This window comes from Micromonospora sp. USAFONa4, assembly GCF_057197825.1.
This window is the reverse complement of sequence record NZ_CM170072.1, coordinates 690,172-707,516: the sequence shown is the minus strand read 5'-3', so window position 1 is coordinate 707,516 and position 17,345 is coordinate 690,172. Positions and strand designations below refer to the sequence as shown.

Below are 17,345 nucleotides of genomic sequence, written 5' to 3'. Positions count from 1 at the left end.
GGCGGTGGCGGCGAGCACCATGCTGCTCGCCGCGGCCCCCGTGTCCGCTGCCGCGGCGCCCTCCAGCGCGCCGCTGTCGGCCACCCGGCAGGCACCCGAGGGGCCGCCCCGCCCGGCCTCCGGCCTGCCGCAGCCCAAGAGCGGGCTCTGGCTGGTGCAGTTGGACAAGCCGTCGTTGGTGGCCGCCACCCGGGGCACCGGGGCGCGCGCAGGCAGGATCGACGCCCGGTCCGCGGCCAGCACCCCCTACGCCAGGGAACTGGCGCAGCGGCAGGACACCGTGGTGGACGAGATGGAGGCCGTCCTGGGGCGCTCCGTGCGGGTCGCCCACACCTACCGGAACGTGGTCAACGGACTGGCGGTGGCGCTCAGCGCGGACGAGGCGGCGCGGTTGTCCGGCCTGCCGGGGGTCAGGGCGGTCGTGCCCGACGAGATCCTGGAGCTGACGACCGACACCAGCAACGCGCTGATCCAGTCGCCCGCGGTGTGGGAGGGGCGGACGGCGGAGAACGTCGGGACCCGTGGCGAGGGCGCCATCGTCGGGATCCTGGACTCCGGCATCAACCCCGACCACCCGTCGTTCGCGGCCGTGGACGGTGACGGCTACCGGCACACCAACCCGTACGGCGCGGGCAGGTACGTCGGCGTCTGCGTCCCGAGCCACCCCCAGCACAAGGCGATCTGCAACGACAAGCTGATCGGCGCCTGGTCGATGGTCGGCACCGACGCCCGGGACGACAACGGCCACGGCAGCCACACCGCCTCGACCGCCGCCGGCAACCGGCACGAGGCGACCATGACCGTGGGCACGAGCACGCACAAGCTCACCGTCTCCGGCGTCGCGCCGCGGGCCAACGTCATCTCCTACAAGGTCTGCATGGCGCTCGGCTGCCTCTCCTCGGCGACGATCGCGGCGGTGGACCAGGCGATCGCCGACGGCGTGGACGTCCTCAACTACTCGATCTCCGGTCGCGACGACCCCTGGAAGGACCTCGTCGACCAGGCGTTCCTGGAGGCGTACTCGGCCGGCATCTTCGTCGCCGCCTCCGCCGGCAACAGCGGCCCGGGCCCCAGCACCGTCGCGAAGACCGCGCCGTGGAACATGTCCGTCGCCGCGGTCAGCCACGAGCGGGTCATCGCCCACCGGCTCGACGTGACCGGCCCGACGCCCGTCCCGGCCGCGCTCACCGGCATCGCCGCCGTGATCGGGGAAGGCTCGCCGAACCCGCCCATCGAGGGTGCGATCCGGTACTCCGGCGCCGTCGACGCGGACAACGTGCAGGCCTGCCTTCCGTTCCCGGCCGCGGCGTTCAGCGGCAGGGTCGCCCTGCTGCCCCGGGGCGGCTGCGACTTCTCCGTGAAGGTCAAGAACGCCACCGCCGCCGGCGCGACCGGCGTGGTCGTGCACAACCAGTACAGCGGCCCGCCGATCACGATGGGCGCGCTCGCCGGGACCACCATCCCCGCCGTGATGGTCTCCCTCGCCGACGGGCAGCGGCTGCGCGAGCACGCGGCGGCCACCGACGGTGCCGTCACCGTGCGCGTCGACCCCGGCAGCGAGGTGCTGCGCGACGGCGACTGGACCGACGTCGTGGCCGACTTCAGCTCGCGCGGTCCCAGCAAGTTCGACATGCTCGCGCCCACCGTGGCCGCCCCGGGCCGCAACATCCTCGCCGCCACCATGGCGACGAAGGACAACCCGGCCCCGTACGCCTTCATGCAGGGCACGTCCATGTCGTCGCCGCACGTCGCCGGTGCCGGCGCGCTGCTGGCGGCGCTGCACCCCGACTGGTCGCCGACGCGGATCCGCTCCGCGCTGGCGGTCACCGCGGACCGCGACGGGGTCGTCAAGGAGGACGGCCGCACGCCGGCCGACGCGTTCGACATGGGCTCCGGCCGGATCAACCTCGCCCAGGCCGCCCGGACCGGCATCGTGCTCGACGAGACCGCCGCGAACTTCGTCGCGGCCAACCCCGACGCCGGTGGCGACCCGCAGACGCTGAACCTGCCGGCCGTGGTCGAGCACCACTGCCTCAAGGTCTGCACCTTCACCCGGACGGTGTCCAGCGTGGCCAAGGTGGCCGCGACCTACCAGGTCACGCCGCAGGCCCCGGCCGGCGCGCGGATCACGGTCGCGCCGACGCAGTTCACCCTGGCGCCCGGCGCCAGCCAGGAGCTGACCATCACCCTGGACGTCACCGGGACCGCCCGCAAGAACTGGCTCTTCGGCGCGATCGACCTGACCACCGACGCCCGGCACGCGCCGGACGGGCAGCCGATCGCCCAGGCGCACTTCCCGGTCGCCGTCCTTCCCGCGGCCCCGGACCTGACCGTGGACAAGACCGCGCTCAGCTCCAGCATGGACGTGGCGCAGAACGAGACCCACACGGTCAAGGTGGGCAACGCCGGCGGCGCCGAACTCACGTGGCGGGCGACCGGCGACGGTGACGACTGCGACTGGCCGACCTGGGTGAAGGTGACGCCGGGGCAGGGCACGCTGGGCGCGTTCAAGAGCCAGGACATCCAGATCACCCTCGACTCGACCGGCCTGGACGACGGCGGCGTGTTCACGGCGAACCTGTGCCTGGCCAGCAACGACCAGGACCAGCCGACGACGACGATCGCGCTGGAACTGACGGTGGTGCCGGTACCGAAGATCGAGGTGGCGCCCAAGTCGATCTCCGCGCGGCAGCCGGCCGGGCTGGTCACCAGCCAGAAGTTCGCGGTACGCAACGCCGGGCACGGCGTGCTGGACTGGCGACTGGACGACCCGGACGCCGGGCCGGACGACGAGCGGATCCGGCTCCTACGTGACGGTGTCCTGCTGATCCCGAACTCGGGCAGCGCCACCCGTGGGGTGATGGCGTTCGATCCGCAGACCGGCAAGCAGATCGACCCGCAGTTCATCCCGCACTTCAAGTTCGACCCGACCAGCAACCTCTACACGCCGTTCCAGGTCATCGCCAAGCCGGACGGCAGCGGCTTCCTCATGTCCGACCAGGTCAACTCGGTGATCACCGAGCACGCCCTGGACGGCAGCTTCCGGCGCATCTTCGCGCCCGCCGGCGGCGTGGACGATCCGAAGATCATGACCAACACCCGGGGTATCGCGCTCTCGCCGCGCGGCACCGTGCTGGTGACGGTCGCGTCCCAGAGCAACGCCAACTCGGTGGTCGAGTTCGACGCCGACGGCAAGTACCTGGGCACGTTCGTCGCGCCGGGGACCGACGGGCTGAAGGGGCCGTGGGGCATCCTGTTCCGCGGCGACGACATGCTCGTCTCGGGCAGCGACAGCGACGCCATCCACAGCTTCAAGAAGGACGGCTCCGCGGCCAACGCCCGCTTCTTCGAGGGGCTGAGCTGGCCCGGTCAGCTCGCGGAGATGCCGAACGGCAACGTGCTCGCGGCGAGCTGGGGCAGCGGCTCCGCCCCCGGGGTCTGGGAGATGGACCGCGACGGCAAGCTGATCGGCGTCTACACGCCTCCCGGTGGCAGCGGCTACCAGGGCGTCCACCCGCTCGGCAACGGCAACATCCTGACCACCAGCTCCAAGGGGGTCCACGAGATCGACCGCTCCGGCCGCCTGGTCGAGGTCGAGAACGACAAGGGCGCGGCCCGGTTCATCACCCACGTCCGGCTGCCCGACCTGCAGCCGTGCGTGACGCCCGACGAGGTGCCGTGGCTGACGGCGTCGCGGACGTCGGCCGGCACCGGCGCCGGCAGGTCCACCGAGGTGACGCTCTCGATGGACAGCACCGGCCTGGCCGCCGGTACGTACCGGGCCCAGCTCTGCGTCACCAGCGACGATCCGTCGAACCGGCTGTCGACGCTGCCCGTGACGCTCGAGGTCACCGACCAGACCTGCGCCCAGGTCGTCAGCGGTGAGCGTCGGGGTCCGCTGCCGGTCAACGGTGGGGTGACCTGCCTCGCGCCGGGCGCCACGGTGTTCGGGCCGGTCAACGTCGCGAAGGGCGCGGGCCTGATCGCGCTCGGCGCCAGCGTCAGCGGCCCGGTGACCGCCACCGGAGCCACGGTGGTGGAGCTGACGGGCAGCACGGTCGACGGCCCGCTGTCGGTCACCGGCGTCACCGGTTCGGTGCTGATCGCCGGGACGCGGGTGACCGGCCCGGTCAGCGTGGTCGACAGCCGCACCGGCGACACGCCGGTCGTGGTGTCGGGCAACCGGATCGACGGGCCGCTGCGGTGCGTCGGCAACCAGCCGCCGCCGGTGGACAACGGGGTGGCCAACACGGTCAGCGGCCCGACGTCCGGCCAGTGCCGGGGGTGGTGAGCGGACCGTCCCACCCGGCCCGTCGGTGACGTGGCCAGGCCCGCCGGTGCGGTCGCCGTCGCGACCACACCGGCGGGCCGCCGTCCTCGACGGCGGCCCCTCCCGCCGGAGGCGCCGCCGCCTGACGCGTGGCAACCGCCGACCCGGCCCCCGCCCGTACGCCCGGATGCGGGAGATCCCGCGCGGTGAGTACCCGGGCTCACGTCCCACGGCCCCCGCTCCGCGAGGCTGTACGGCATGACCTCGTCGACACCCGCCGCCCGGTCCCGGTACGCCCTCGTGCTCCTGACGGTGGCCTGGGTGGTGGCGTGCCTGGCGTTGCTGTGGTGGTTGTTCACCATCGGCATGCAGGGCTGGGCCGACCACCACTCGAACGGTGGCGGGCGGTCGGCGGAATTCGGGCGCCGCTCCGCCCAGGCGCTGCTGGTGCTGGCGGCGACGGCAGCGGGCGGGCCGGCCGTCATCGCGCTTGTGGCGTTCGGCTGCCGGTACCGCCGCACCGGGCTGGTCTACCTGCTCCTCGCCGTCGTGGCCGCAGTGGCGCTGGCGCCGGCGGTCGTGGATGCCGCGCGCACCCTCCGGCCGCCGGCCGCGCCGCTCCCGGCGCCGACGACCTGCCAGGAGCACAGCGGCGGTGACAGCCGCTGCCCGGGCGGCTGAGCGACCCGGTGGTGCGGTACGGCGCGGGACGGTCGCCCGTGGCGCAGCGGGCGGTCGACAGATTTATCCGCGGCTATGTAGTGTCGCAGGCTCGACCGGCGTACCGACCCGCAGGGAGCACGCGATGGACCATCTCGACCCACCCGCGTGCTGTGGCGACGGGCCGGCGGTCGCCGGTGTCGACCGCCGCGCGGTGCTGCTCGGCGCCGCCCTCGGCGCGGGCGCCCTGGCCGGGCTGGCCGTGCCGGGCCGCGCGTACGCCGCCCCCGCCATCCACCACCCCTTCGCCGGGTATCCCGTCACCGGCACCTGGCAGGAGCACCTGAACCGGGGTTCGCTCGGCGGCGTCGACTTCGGAATGCCGGTCGGCACCCGCCTGCCCGCCTGCGGCGCCGGCACCGTCCAGAACATCCCGTACAACGGCACGGGCGGACACACCGTCACCATCTACCACGCGGACGGGTACCGCAGCCAGTACATGCACCTGTCGCAGTTCCTGCTCGGCAACGGCGCGGCCGTCGCCAGCGGCACCGTCGTCGGCCTCTCCGGTGGCGCCGCCGGAGCGCCGGGCTCGGGCTCGTCCACCGGGCCGCACGTCCACTGGCACATGATCAACCCGGCGGGCGTACGCATCGACCCGCTGGCCTACATCGGGCAGAACCCCGTACCCGGGCGACTGCCCAAGACCTCCACCGAGCAGGACGGCGTCCCCGGCGTCATCTTCCACCAGCGCATGCAGAACTGGCTGCGGCTCACCGCCGGATACACGGGACCGATCGACGGCGTGCCCGGGCCGAACACCTACGCCGCCCTCCAGCGGGCCATGCGGGCCTACGGCTACACCGGGCCGATCGACGGCCAGCCCGGCCCGAACACCTGGCGTGCCGTGCAGCGCCTCGCCTCCGGCCACGGCTACACCGGCCCGATCGACGGGGTCATGGGGCCCAATTCGTGGCGCGGCTTCGCCCGCTTCCTCAACCAGGACAGGTGGGACTGACCGCGACAGCACCGCCGCGCCCGCCGAACGGGCGGCGGCGCGGCGCGGACCGGACGCGACGAGGGCCGTCCTCCCGGTGCTGCGGGGGGACGGCCCTCGTCGGCGGACGAGCGCGTCAGGCGACGGGGGCGGGGAACCTCTCCCACACCCGGTGGGCGGCCATCAGCTGCTGCACGGCGGTGAGCACCTCGGCGCCGGAGCCGCCCGTGACGACGCCGGGCGTGCCGGCGACCCCCGCCTGCCGCAGCACGTCGACCCCGGCGCCCCACGCGCCGATCGCCTTGGCGTGCCGCCAGCACTCGTCGACCAGCAGCAGCACCCGCGGATCCACGGCGGCGGAGTCCGCCGCGCCCGCCTTGGCGTCGCGCGACGGCGACGCGTCCGGTGCGGGTGCGGGCGCCCCGGCCAGCAGGAGCACGTCGAACTCGACCGAGCGGCCGGTGGCGAAGGTCCGCTGCACGGGCAGGTCGCCCACCAGGCCGCCGTGCGGGGCGACGAGGAGCGGCACCATGCCGGCGGCGAGGACCGCCCGGCGCACCTCGTCGACGTCGTCGAGCCCGGCGGCGGGGTCGACGACGATGCCCACGGTGCGGCCATCGGCCGGCCACTGCCTGCCCACCTGCGACAGCGCGGGGCTGGGCGCGGGGTCGACGAGCGGCACGGTCGGCTCCGGCGCGGGCAGACCCAGCCCGGTGGCGACCTCCGCGCACAGCACCGGGTCGATGTTGGCGAGGCACCGGAGCTGGCGCTCCCGGATCGCCTGGTGGTAGCACTTGCCCAGCTCGAAGGTGTAGGCGCGGACGATGTGCTCCTTCTCGACCGGCGACATGCTCAGCCAGAACAGGCGGACCTGGCTGTAGTGGTCGTCGAACGAGACCGGGTTGGCGCGTACCTTGGGCGCCTGCGTCACCTGCACCGGCACGTCGACGAACGCGCCGTCGGCGTCCCCGGCCGGGAAGGGGTTGCCGCCGTCGAGCGAGTTCGGCCGGTACGGCGCGACCCCGGCGTGCACGGCCTGCTGGTGGAAGCCGTCGCGCAGCATGTCGTTGACCGGGGCGTGCGGGCGGTTGATCGGGATCTGCGAGAAGTTCGGCCCGCCCAGCCGCGTGAGCTGCGTGTCGACGTACGAGAACAGCCGGCCCTGCAACAGCGGGTCGTTCGTGACGTCGATGCCCGGCGGCAGGTGGCCGACGTGGAAGGCGACCTGCTCGGTCTCGGCGAAGAAGTTCGTCGGCGTCCGGTTGAGCGTCAGCTTCCCGACCGGCTGCACCGGCGCCAGCTCCTCCGGCACGATCTTCGTCGGATCGAGCAGGTCGATCCCGGCGAAGGTCTCCTCGGGAGTGTCGGGGAAGACCTGGAGGCCCAGCTCCCACTCGGGGAAGGCGCCGGCCTCGATGGCGTCGTAGAGGTCCCGGCGGTGGAAGTCCGGGTCCACGCCGCCGAGCAGCTGCGCCTCCTCCCAGGTCAGGGAGTGCACGCCCAGCTTGGGCTTCCAGTGGAACTTGACCAGCGCCGTCTCGCCGGCGGCGTTGAGGAGCCGGAACGTGTGGACGCCGAAGCCCTCCATCATCCGGTACGAGCGCGGGATGCCCCGGTCGGACATGTTCCACATGGTGTGGTGCTGCGCCTCGGTGTGCAGGGAGACGAAGTCCCAGAAGGTGTCGTGCGCGCTCTGCGCCTGCGGGATCTCCCGGTCGGGGTGCGGCTTGCCGGCGTGGATGATGTCGGGGAACTTGATGGCGTCCTGGATGAAGAAGACCGGCATGTTGTTGGCGACCAGGTCGAAGGTGCCCTCGTCGGTGTAGAACTTCGTCGCGAAGCCGCGGGTGTCGCGGACCGTGTCGGCCGAGCCGCGCGAACCGAGGACGGTGGAGAACCGCACGAAGACGTTGGTCGACCTGCCCTTCGCCAGGAAACCGGCCTTCGTCACACCCTCGGCCGTGCCATAGGCCTCGAAGACGCCGTGCGCGCCGGCCCCACGCGCGTGCACGACGCGCTCGGGAATGCGCTCGTGGTCGAAGTGGGTGATCTTCTCGCGCAGGTGGTGGTCCTGGAGCAGCACCGGACCGCGCGGCCCGGCCTTCAGTGAGTGGTCCGTGTCACGCAGCCGCGCCCCCTGCGACGTCGTGAGGAAGGCGCCCTGCTGACCGTTCGCCGTCGTCGGCGCGCCGGTCGCCGCGCCGGTCGGCGTACGGGTCTCCGGTGCGCCCTGTTCCTTCTTGGGCGGCAGCGGATCGTGTGGCGTCGTCGGCTCCTCGACGGTCGGCGGGGCGCTACCCGGCGCGCCGGGCACGTCCGGGGTCAGCGCGTCGGCCACCTTTCCGGCTGCGGCCTCCACCACGTCCTTGACCGCCTTGGCGGGCTTGCTGGCATCCATCTGGCGAGTTCCTCCAAGAGAACGGTGTTGAGCAGGCGTCCTGGCCCGTACCCTGAGCCGGGCGGCGGAAACGGGGACACGCCGGCGGCCCGCCGTCTCGCGTATCGTCCGCCCGTGAGCGCCGCACTCCTCGACGACTTCGTGCGGGCCGACCGCGACCGCGCCCTGGGCACGTACGGCATCCACGTCCACCGCGAGGGCCACCCGCCCGTGGCACACCGCTTCCGCTCCGACGACCGGGTGAACCTGTACTCCGTCGCGAAGACGTTCACGTCCGTGGCCGTGGGGCTGGCCGAGGCGGAGGGGCGGCTGAGCCTCGACGACCGCCTCCTGGACCACCTGCCCGAGCTGCGGCCGATCGCCGCCGACGGGCTCGGTGCCGTCACGCTCCGGCAGTTGCTGACGATGACCAGCGGCACCAGCCACCGCTGGTTCGCCGACGAGCGGATCACCGCCGCCGACCTGCTCCACGAGATCGTCGCCGCGCCGCTCGCCGCCGCGCCCGGGACCCGCTTCGCGTACACGGGTTCGGGTCCGTACGCCCTCGGCCGGGTGATCGCGCGGGTCACCGGGGCCGACCTGCGCTCGTTCCTGCTGCCGCGCCTGTTCGCGCCGCTGGACCTGCACGACCCGGCCTGGCGCGCGTGTCCGCTGGGTCACCCGCTCGCGGAGAGCGACCTCTTCCTGCGTACGGAGGAACTCGCGCGGTTCGCCCGGCTGCTGTTGCAGGAGGGCCGGTGGGACGGCCGGCAGGTGCTGCCCGCGCGGTACGTGCGGCGGATGACGGGGGAGCGGGTCGACACGAGCGCCGTGACGTACGGCGAGCCGTACACCCACGGATACGGACTCGGCGTGTGGCTCGACCGGGACGACACGTACCGGTTGGACGGCCGCTACGGCCAGTACGTGGTGGTCTGCCCCGCGCGCCGGGCCGCCGTCACGGTGACCGCGCACGCGGAGCGCGACGAGGAGCTGCTCACCGCGATCCACGAGCTCGTCGTCGCGCGGTGCTGACGCGCCGGTGCCGTCCACCCGGCGGGCGGACGGCACCGGCCGTGGTGGTCAGCAGCGTGGCACGCCGGGAATGAAGCCGTCGTGGCCGGTCAGGACGTACGCGTCGGAGACGTAGCGGTTGGTGCCGATCCGGTCCCAGACGTTGCTCGTGCCGTAGGGGCCGGTCACCGTGGTGCCGACGGCCTGGCAGTAGATGCTGACGGTCGCGCCGTCGGCGACGGAACCCACGACGGCGTAGCCGGTGCCGGGACCGGAGCGCACGTTGAGGCTCACCCCCTCGGTGTTCACCGTGCCGGAGCCGACGCCGGTCTGCTGGTTCACCAGCTGCATGTAGTAGGACCAGTTCCAGTTCGGGCCCGGGTCGGTGTGGGTGGCCCCGGGGACCTCGTGGTGACCGATGATGTGCGTCCGGGTCTTGGGGATGCCGTACTTGTTGGCGAGGCTGCGGGTGAGCGTCGCGGACGCCCGGTACATCGCGTCGGTGAACCAGGCCGCGTTGTCGACGTACCCCTCGTGCTCGATGCCGATGGACTGGGTGTTGTAGGTCCAGTTGCCGGCGTGCCAGGCGATGTCCTTCTCCCGCACCGACTGGGTGACCGCCCCGTCGGAGGAGCGGAACGTGTAGTGCGCGCTGGCCTGGGCGGCCGGGTTCTGGAACCAGCTGATCGAGCCGGCGTAGCTGCCCTGCGTCACGTGGATGACGATGTACCTGACGGAGTGGCTGGTGGGTCGGCTGGCCACCGTGTAGTTGCTGGTGCTCGCCGGCGCCCACGCGGCAGGCCCGTAGTCGGTGCTGAGGATGCCGGGCCCGGCCGACACGTCACCGGGCAGGTCCCGCTCCGGGGCCACCTGGCGGCCGGGGACCTTCGCCACCCCGGGGTGGCCGGTCTCGAAGCCGGTGCCGAGCAGGTCGTAGACGGCGTCCGCGTAGACGCGGGCGAGCGCCGGTTGGGACGCGCCGCCGTAGCGGGCGACAGCGGCGTACCACTCGTCGACGTCGTCGCGCTCAACCGCGTTCAGGCCGGCCTGATCGGCGTAGGAGCGCAGGACGGCAGCCGCTCCGGCGATGTTCGCGGCGGCGTCGGCGCGCAGCGCGGCACGGCTGAGCCCGGTCAGCGTGGCCGCCTCGTCCAGGGTGCGCAGCTTGGGGTTGCTGACCAGGTGCATCATGCCGTAGCCGCCCGCCGCGCTGGGTGCGCCGCCGTGGCCGTCCAGGCGGGTCTCGGCGTAGCCGAGGGCGACGAGCAGGTCGCGGGGGACGTCGTACCGGCCGGCGGCGGTGTCGAAGGCGGTGGCCAGCCGGGCGGCCGCCGGTGGGGCCCCCTCCGGGGCGGCCGACACGGGCGCGGCGGCCAGGGCTGATTCGGCAGTCAGGACCAGGGTCGCGGCCAGCATGGTGCTGAGCAGCCCACGCCTGCGGCGCGCGGCGGGTCGAGCAGTCATCTGCACCCCTCACAATATTTGCCAATGTCGATGAGGATCGGCGGGTGGCGGTAACGTACACCGCGACGGACGGCGATGTAAATGCCTTCCGTCGTGATGCAAGGGGGTGGCGAAATCCTTCATCGGCCTGCTCGGGCCGGTGCGCGCCGCCCGGTCGACGAACGTCCCGTTTCAGCCGAGGCGCGGGTCTCAGCGGTGCGGCGTCGGTCCGGTGGACTCGCGGACCACGAGGCGGCCGGGCTGGCGGACCACGCCGGCGGCGCGATCGCCGTCGAGGGCGGCGAAGAGGTGGTTGACGGCGGTGGCGCCGAGCTGTTCGAGGTTGAGGTCCACGGTGGTCAGCGGCGGGCGGCAGTCGGCGGCGAAGAACTCCCAGTTGTCGTAGCCGACGACGGCCACGTCGTCCGGGATCCGCCGGCCCAGGTCGCGCAGGGTGTCGGCGACCCCGGCGGCGACCTGGTCGTTGCCGCAGAAGACCGCGTCGACCTCGGGCCGGGCGGCGAGCAGCAGTCGCGCCGCGTGCCGGCCCCACCGTTGCGACCACTCGCCGTACAGCGGGTCGCCGGTCAGGGGCAGCCCCGCCTCGGCCAGCACCGCGCGCAGCCCGGTGGCCCGGTCGCGGGCCGCGCGGTAGGTCTCCGGCCCGGTGATGTGGCCGATCCGACGCCGCCCGTGCAGCACCAGGTGCTCGGCGGCCAGTCGGGCTCCGCCCTCGTCGTCGGCGAGGACGGACAGGTCGCCCGGATCCGTCGACTCGCCGTACGCGTAGACCACCGGCACCGGGATGTCCCGGGTCAGCGACGGGCGCAGGTCGTTGCTGTCGCCCACGATGATGAACCCGTCGACCTGCCGGGCGAGCAGGGTGCGGATGTAGTGCTGGCGGCGGATCGCGTCGCCGCGGGCGTCGCACAGCAGCACGGACATCTGCTCGTTGCCGAGCGCGTTCTCGGCGCCCAGCAGGATGGGGATCGCGAACCGGCCGGCCAGCTCGTCGGTGAGCAGGCCGACGGTGCGGGTGCGCCCGGAGATCAGGCCCCGGGCCAGCACGTTGGGTTGGAACGCCAGCTCGGCGGCGGCCCGCAGCACCCGCTCCCGGGTGGCCGGGGCCACCTCGGCCCGCGAGTTCAGCGCCTTCGACGCGGTGGACACCGAGACGCCGGCGCGGCCCGCCACGTCCCGCAGGGTCACGGAGTCAGAACGCGGACGGCCCACCCGAAAACCTTCCTAATCGTTTTCGGGGCGAGGGGGAGTGCGGCGCCGCCCCGAGCGCGAGCCTCAGAGTAGCCCTCCCGCCGGGCAGAGGGAAGGCGGCAACCATCTATCGATGATGGTCGAGATTCGTCGCTCGAATGGCTTGTCGAAAACGTTTTCGTGGGGCAGGGTGGCGGCAGGGTCGTGATCTGAGTCACCTTAAGGGAGGGTCCATGCCGCCCACACCTCTCGTGGCCGACCGCACCGGTGGCCGCCCCGTGGTGCCCTCCCGGGGGCGTCGCCGACCGCTCGGGCTGGCGGAGGTCCGGATCGACGGCGGGTTCTGGGGCAGCCGGCAGGCCACCAACGGTGGGTCCACCCTGGAGCACGCACGGTCCTGGATGGACAAGCTGGGCTGGACCGGGAACTTCGTCACCGCGAAGACCGGCCACGGGTCCCCGGACCGGCGCGGCCGGGAGTTCTCCGACTCCGAGGTCTACAAGCTCATGGAGGCCATCGCCTGGGAGCTGGGCCGACGCCCGGACGCCGGCCTGGAGTCCGAGCTGTGCGAGCTGACCGGGGGGCTGCGGGCGGCACAGGCGCCCGACGGCTACCTGCACACCGCGTTCGGCCGGCCGGGCCAGCGGCCCCGCTACAGCGACCTGGCCTTCGGCCACGAGCTGTACTGCGCGGGGCACCTGGTGCAGGCGGCCGTCGCCCGGGCCCGCACCGCCGGTGACGGCGAGCTGTTGACCGTCGCCCGGCGGGCCGCCGACCACGTCTGCGACACGTTCGGCCCGGACGGCGTGTGGGGCGTCTGCGGCCATCCCGAGATCGAGCCGGCGCTCGTCGAGCTGGCCCGGGTGACGGGGGAGCAGCGTTACCTGGAGCAGGCGTCGCTGTTCGTCGAGCGGCGTGGACACCGCAGCATCCCCCGGCACCACCTCGGCTGGGCGTACTTCAGCGACGAGCAGCCGGTGCGCGCCGCGCGGGTGCTGCGCGGGCACGCGGTCCGGGCGCTCTACCTGGCCAGCGGCGTCGTGGACGTGGCGGTCGAGACCGGCGACGACGAGTTGCTGGAGGTGGTCGCCGCGCAGTTCGACCGCACCCTCGCCCGGCGTACCTACCTGACCGGCGGGATGGGTGCCCGGCACGCCGACGAGGCGTTCGGCGACGACTTCGTGCTGCCGGCCGACCGGGCGTACGCGGAGACCTGCGCCGGCGTCGCGGCGGTCATGCTCGCCTGGCGACTGCTGCTGGCCACCGGGGAGCCGCGCTACGGCGACGTCGTCGAACGGATCCTCTACAACGTCGTCGCGACGTCGATCTCCGACGACGGGCGGTCCTTCTTCTACGCGAACACCCTGCACCAGCGCACCCCGACCGGCACGGTGCCGGCCGACCGCGAGCAGCTCGGCTTCGGCGGCGGGCCCCGGGCGCCGTGGTTCGAGGTGTCCTGCTGCCTGCCCAACGTGGCCCGGCTGCTGGCCAGCCTCGCCGGCTACCTGGTGACCGCCGACGCCGACGGCCTCCAGGTGCACCAGTTCGCCGACGCGGAGGTCGACACCCGACTCGCCGACGGCCGCGCGGTCGGCCTGCGGATGCGTACCGACTATCCGGCCGGGGGCGACGTGGCGGTACGGGTCACCGCCGCCGGCGGCCCGTGGACGCTGGCCCTGCGGGTGCCGCAGTGGGCGGTCGGGGCCACCGTCACCGACCGGGCCGGCCGGCGGCCGGTGCCGGCCGGAGAGCCGGCGGTGTTCCCGGGCCTGACCGCCGGGGACGAGATCCGCCTGACGCTGCCGATGCGGCCGCGCTGGGCCGTGCCGGATCCCCGGATCGACGCGGTGCGCGGTTGCGTGGCGGTCGAACGCGGTCCCGTCGTGCTCTGCGCCGAGTCCGTCGACCAGGCCGGCGGCGACCTCGACGCCCTGCGGGTCGACACCCGCACGCCTCCGGAACCGGACGGCGACGGCGCGACCGTCTCCGGCGGCCTCGACACCCCACCCGACGGGCGCTGGCCGTACGCCACCGAGCAGCCCGTGCCGGCGCCGCGCCCGGAGACGGTCCGGCTCGTGCCGTACCACCGCTGGGCCCGGCGGGGCCCGTCCACCATGCGGGTCTGGCTCCCGGCCGACTGACCCGGACCACAGCGAGATCCCCACCACCCGCTGTCGCGGAGGGAGAGACCAGTGAGACGCATGATCGGCCGCCGGCCGGCGGCGGTCCTCGCGGCCGTGCTGCTCGTCGCGGGCCTGGCGGCCTGCGGCACCGACGACGACCCGGCCACGGGGGTGGCGCAGGTCGACGACGGCGCGACGCTGACCCTGTGGACCCGTGCCGGCACCGAGTCGGTGTCCAAGGCGTACGCCGAGGCGTACAACCGGACGCACCGCAACCAGGTGCGGGTGACCGCCTATCCCAACGAGGAGTACCCGGCGAAGCTCGCCTCGGCGGCCGGCGCGAAGGCGCTGCCGGACCTGTTCGCCGCGGACGTGGTCTTCGCGCCGCAGTACGCCTCGCAGGGACTGTGGCGTGACGTCACCGACCGGTTCGCCGCGCTGACCGTCCGGGACCGGGTGGCACCGGCGCACGTGCGGGCCGGCAGCCATGACGGCCGCAACTTCGCCCTGCCGCACGCCATCGACATGTCGGTGCTGCTCTACAACAAGGCGCTGTACAAGCGGGCCGGCCTGGACCCGGAGCGGCCGCCGCGCACGCTGCGCGAGTTCGCCGAGCACGCGCGGGCCGTCGACCGGCTCGGCGGCGGCGTCGACGGCACCTACTTCGGCGGCAACTGCGGCGGCTGCGTCGAGTTCACCTTCTGGCCCTCGGTATGGGCGGCCGGCGGCGACGTCCTCGACGACAAGGGCACCGCCGCCTCGGTCGACTCGCCGCAGATGGCGGAGGTCTTCGCCCTGTACCGCGCGCTCTACGAGGAGGGCGTGGCGGCTCCGGCGTCCCGGGACGAGGCCGGTCCGACCTGGCTCGGCGCGCTCAAGGGCGGCAAGGTCGGCATCGCGCCGGGGCCCTCGGTCTGGCTGGGGCTGATCGAGGAGGCCGGGGTCGAGATGGGGGTCGCACCGATCCCGGGGATGACCGGCGGCGAGTCCACCTTCGTCGGCGGCGACGTCATCGGCGTCGGCGCGACCAGCGACAGGGCGGCCCAGGCGTGGGACTTTCTGGCCTGGACGATGTCGGACGAGGCGCAGGTCGAGGTCGTCGCGAAGAACAAGGGCGTGCCCACCCGCACCGACCTGGCCGAGAACAGGTACTCCGCGGCCGACCCGCGCGTGGTGGCCGTCAACCGGCTGATGGCCAAGGGCCGCACGCCGTACGCCCGCAACTTCAACGCCTCGTTCAACGACCCGCAGAGCCCGTGGCTGGCGACCGTGCGGGGCGCGCTGTTCGGCGACGCCGCCGCGGCGCTGACCTCCGGCAACGCCGCAATCACCAGATCGTTGCGGCAGAGCTGACACCGACCGGTGGCCCGCCTGCGTCCCGGCGGCGGGCCACCCTCTTTCCCGGAGGGGCCCGATGCCCACGACCACCCTGACGCCTCCCCGGGTGCCCCGCGCCGACCGGTCCGGCACGGGCAGGCCGCCGCGCCGCCGCCGGGGCAGCCCGTCGCGCCGCCGACGCGCCCTGCTGGGTCTGGCGTACGCCACCCCGACGGCCCTGGTGGTGGGCGTGTTCTTCCTGGTGCCGCTCGCGCTGGTGGGCTGGATGTCGTTGCACCGGTGGCCGCTGCTGGGCGCCCCCGAGCTGAACGCGCCGGACAACTACGCGGGCATCGCCGACAACGAGCTGGTGCGGGGCGCGGCGGTCTTCACCGTGAAGTACACCGTGGTCATGACGGTGCTGCTCTTTGCCGTCGCGTTCGGGCTGGCGCTGCTCGTGCAACGCCGGCGCCCGGGGGTGGGCTTCTTCCGCACGGCGTTCGTGCTGCCGATGGCGGTCGGTTTCGCCAGCGCCTCGCTGCTCTTCCTCGGGCTGCTCAGCGACGAGATCGGGCCGGTCACCCCGGCCCTGTCCGCCCTGGGGCTGCTCGACGGCTACACCTCGTGGACCAGCGGTAGCGCGAACTCCGCGCTGGCCTCGGCCGTCACGCTGGTGCTCTGGCGCTTCGCCGGCTTCAACATGCTCATCCTGCTGACCGGCCTCCAGGCGATCCCGACCGAGGTGTACGAGGCCGCCCGGATGGACGGGGCCAACCGCTGGCAGACCTTCCGACTGATCACCCTGCCGCTGATGCGCCCGACGATCGCCCTGGTCCTCACGATGATGGTCACCGGTTCGCTGCTGGCGTTCGACCAGTTCTGGATCCTCACCCGCGGCGGCCCGGACAACAGCACCACCTCTCTGGTGATGGTGATCTACCGGGAGGCGTTCGTCCGGCTCGACCTCGGCTCCGCCGCCGGCGTCTCGGTGGTGCTGCTGGCCGTGCTCGTCGTCTTCAGCGTCATCCAGCTCGGCGTCCTGCGACGCCGCGGGCAGTGAGGGGACCGCGATGACCCGCTCCGGCACCGCCTCCCGGTGGGGCTTCTACGTCACCGGCACGGCGCTCGCCATCCTCTTCCTCTTCCCGCTGCTGTGGAGCGGCTGGGCGTCGGTGCGCACCGACACCGGTTTCGGCCTGGTCAACTACGAGCGGCTGTTCACCTCCGACAACGGCGTCCGGCCACGGCACGTGCTCAACAGTGTCACGGTCAGCGCGCTGACCGTCGCCGGCACGCTGCTGGTCGCCACGCTGGGCGGCTACGCCTTCGGCCGGTTCCGGTTCCCCGGTCGCGACGTGCTGTTCCTGCTCACCCTGTCGATCCTGATGGTTCCGTACGCCACCATCCTGATCGCGCTGTACGTGCTGCTCGGTTGGCTGGGGCTGGAGGACTCGCTGCTCGGGCTGAGCCTCGTACTGATCATGTTCCAGCTGCCGTTCTCGGTGTTCATGATGCGCAACTCGTTCGAGGCGGTGCCCCGGGAGCTGAACGAGTCGGGCCAGGTGGACGGCTGCACCAGCGTCGGGGTGCTGTGGCGCATCCTGCTGCCGGCGGTCCGCCCGGGCCTGGTCACCGTCGCCCTGTTCGCGTTCCTCACCTCGTGGAGCGAGTTCTTCGCCCCGCTGATCCTGCTCAACTCGACCGAGAAGTTCACCACCACGCTCGCCGTGGTCAACATGCGCACGGCCAGCCACGGGTCGGTCGACTACGCGGCGCTGGAGGCCGGCGTGGTGTTCATGGCCGTGCCGTGCCTGCTGTTGTTCGCGTTCCTGCAACGCAGCTACGTGCGCGGCTTCACCTCGGGGGCGCTGAAGGGCTGACCGGGCCGGTCGGCCCGGCGGGAACGGACCGCACCCGCACCCGCACCAAAAT

Annotated in this window: 11 protein-coding genes; 8 read left to right on the top strand and 3 right to left on the bottom strand. The window is 73.2% G+C overall.

Annotated features, from left to right (window positions below):
- Positions 1-4: 4 nt before the first annotated feature.
- The 3 genes from AC0OO9_RS02820 (at position 5) to AC0OO9_RS02810 (ending at position 5,948) form a co-directional block, all read left to right on the top strand.
- The gene (locus AC0OO9_RS02820) at positions 5-4,291 is read left to right on the top strand and encodes a S8 family serine peptidase (RefSeq protein WP_484515309.1); all 4,287 of its coding nucleotides are present in this window, start codon (positions 5-7) and stop codon (positions 4,289-4,291) included.
- A gap of 237 nt (positions 4,292-4,528) precedes the next feature.
- A complete protein-coding gene (locus AC0OO9_RS02815) occupies positions 4,529-4,951 on the top strand; it encodes a hypothetical protein (protein WP_484515307.1) in 423 nt (140 codons plus the stop codon).
- 124 nt (positions 4,952-5,075) lie between these two features.
- Positions 5,076-5,948: a peptidoglycan DD-metalloendopeptidase family protein gene (locus AC0OO9_RS02810; protein ID WP_484515305.1), complete on the top strand. Its 873-nt coding sequence runs from the start codon at positions 5,076-5,078 to the stop codon at positions 5,946-5,948.
- Between the two features lie 115 nt (positions 5,949-6,063).
- Here the strand turns inward: AC0OO9_RS02810 and AC0OO9_RS02805 are convergent, their stop codons facing one another.
- On the bottom strand, positions 6,064-8,325 hold the full coding sequence (locus AC0OO9_RS02805) for a catalase (protein ID WP_484515303.1): 2,262 nt from the start codon (positions 8,323-8,325) through the stop codon (positions 6,064-6,066).
- Positions 8,326-8,439: 114 nt separating this feature from the next.
- On the opposite strand from AC0OO9_RS02805, the gene AC0OO9_RS02800 reads away from it, so the two are divergent.
- Positions 8,440-9,339: a serine hydrolase domain-containing protein gene (locus AC0OO9_RS02800; protein ID WP_484515301.1), complete on the top strand. Its 900-nt coding sequence runs from the start codon at positions 8,440-8,442 to the stop codon at positions 9,337-9,339.
- A gap of 48 nt (positions 9,340-9,387) precedes the next feature.
- On the opposite strand, the gene AC0OO9_RS02795 is transcribed toward AC0OO9_RS02800, so the two are convergent.
- Positions 9,388-10,782, bottom strand: a complete 1,395-nt coding sequence (locus tag AC0OO9_RS02795; RefSeq protein WP_484515300.1) for an N-acetylmuramoyl-L-alanine amidase — start codon at positions 10,780-10,782, stop codon at positions 9,388-9,390.
- Positions 10,783-10,971: 189 nt separating this feature from the next.
- Positions 10,972-11,970, bottom strand: coding sequence for a LacI family DNA-binding transcriptional regulator (locus tag AC0OO9_RS02790; RefSeq protein ID WP_484515298.1), 999 nt, complete (start codon positions 11,968-11,970; stop codon positions 10,972-10,974).
- A gap of 236 nt (positions 11,971-12,206) precedes the next feature.
- Between AC0OO9_RS02790 and AC0OO9_RS02785 the strand changes: the two genes are divergently transcribed.
- The 4 genes from AC0OO9_RS02785 to AC0OO9_RS02770 all read left to right on the top strand — a co-directional run bounded on the left by AC0OO9_RS02785 (position 12,207) and on the right by AC0OO9_RS02770 (position 17,293).
- Positions 12,207-14,114 carry a beta-L-arabinofuranosidase domain-containing protein gene (locus AC0OO9_RS02785; RefSeq protein ID WP_132240729.1) on the top strand — a complete coding sequence of 636 codons (1,908 nt, stop codon included), beginning with the start codon at positions 12,207-12,209 and terminating at the stop codon, positions 14,112-14,114.
- 60 nt (positions 14,115-14,174) lie between these two features.
- The gene (locus tag AC0OO9_RS02780) at positions 14,175-15,449 is read left to right on the top strand and encodes an ABC transporter substrate-binding protein (RefSeq protein ID WP_484517835.1); all 1,275 of its coding nucleotides are present in this window, start codon (positions 14,175-14,177) and stop codon (positions 15,447-15,449) included.
- Positions 15,450-15,510: 61 nt separating this feature from the next.
- A complete protein-coding gene (locus AC0OO9_RS02775) occupies positions 15,511-16,473 on the top strand; it encodes a carbohydrate ABC transporter permease (protein WP_132240730.1) in 963 nt (320 codons plus the stop codon).
- Positions 16,474-16,483: 10 nt separating this feature from the next.
- On the top strand, positions 16,484-17,293 hold the full coding sequence (locus tag AC0OO9_RS02770) for a carbohydrate ABC transporter permease (RefSeq protein ID WP_484515295.1): 810 nt from the start codon (positions 16,484-16,486) through the stop codon (positions 17,291-17,293).
- Positions 17,294-17,345: the final 52 nt, after the last annotated feature.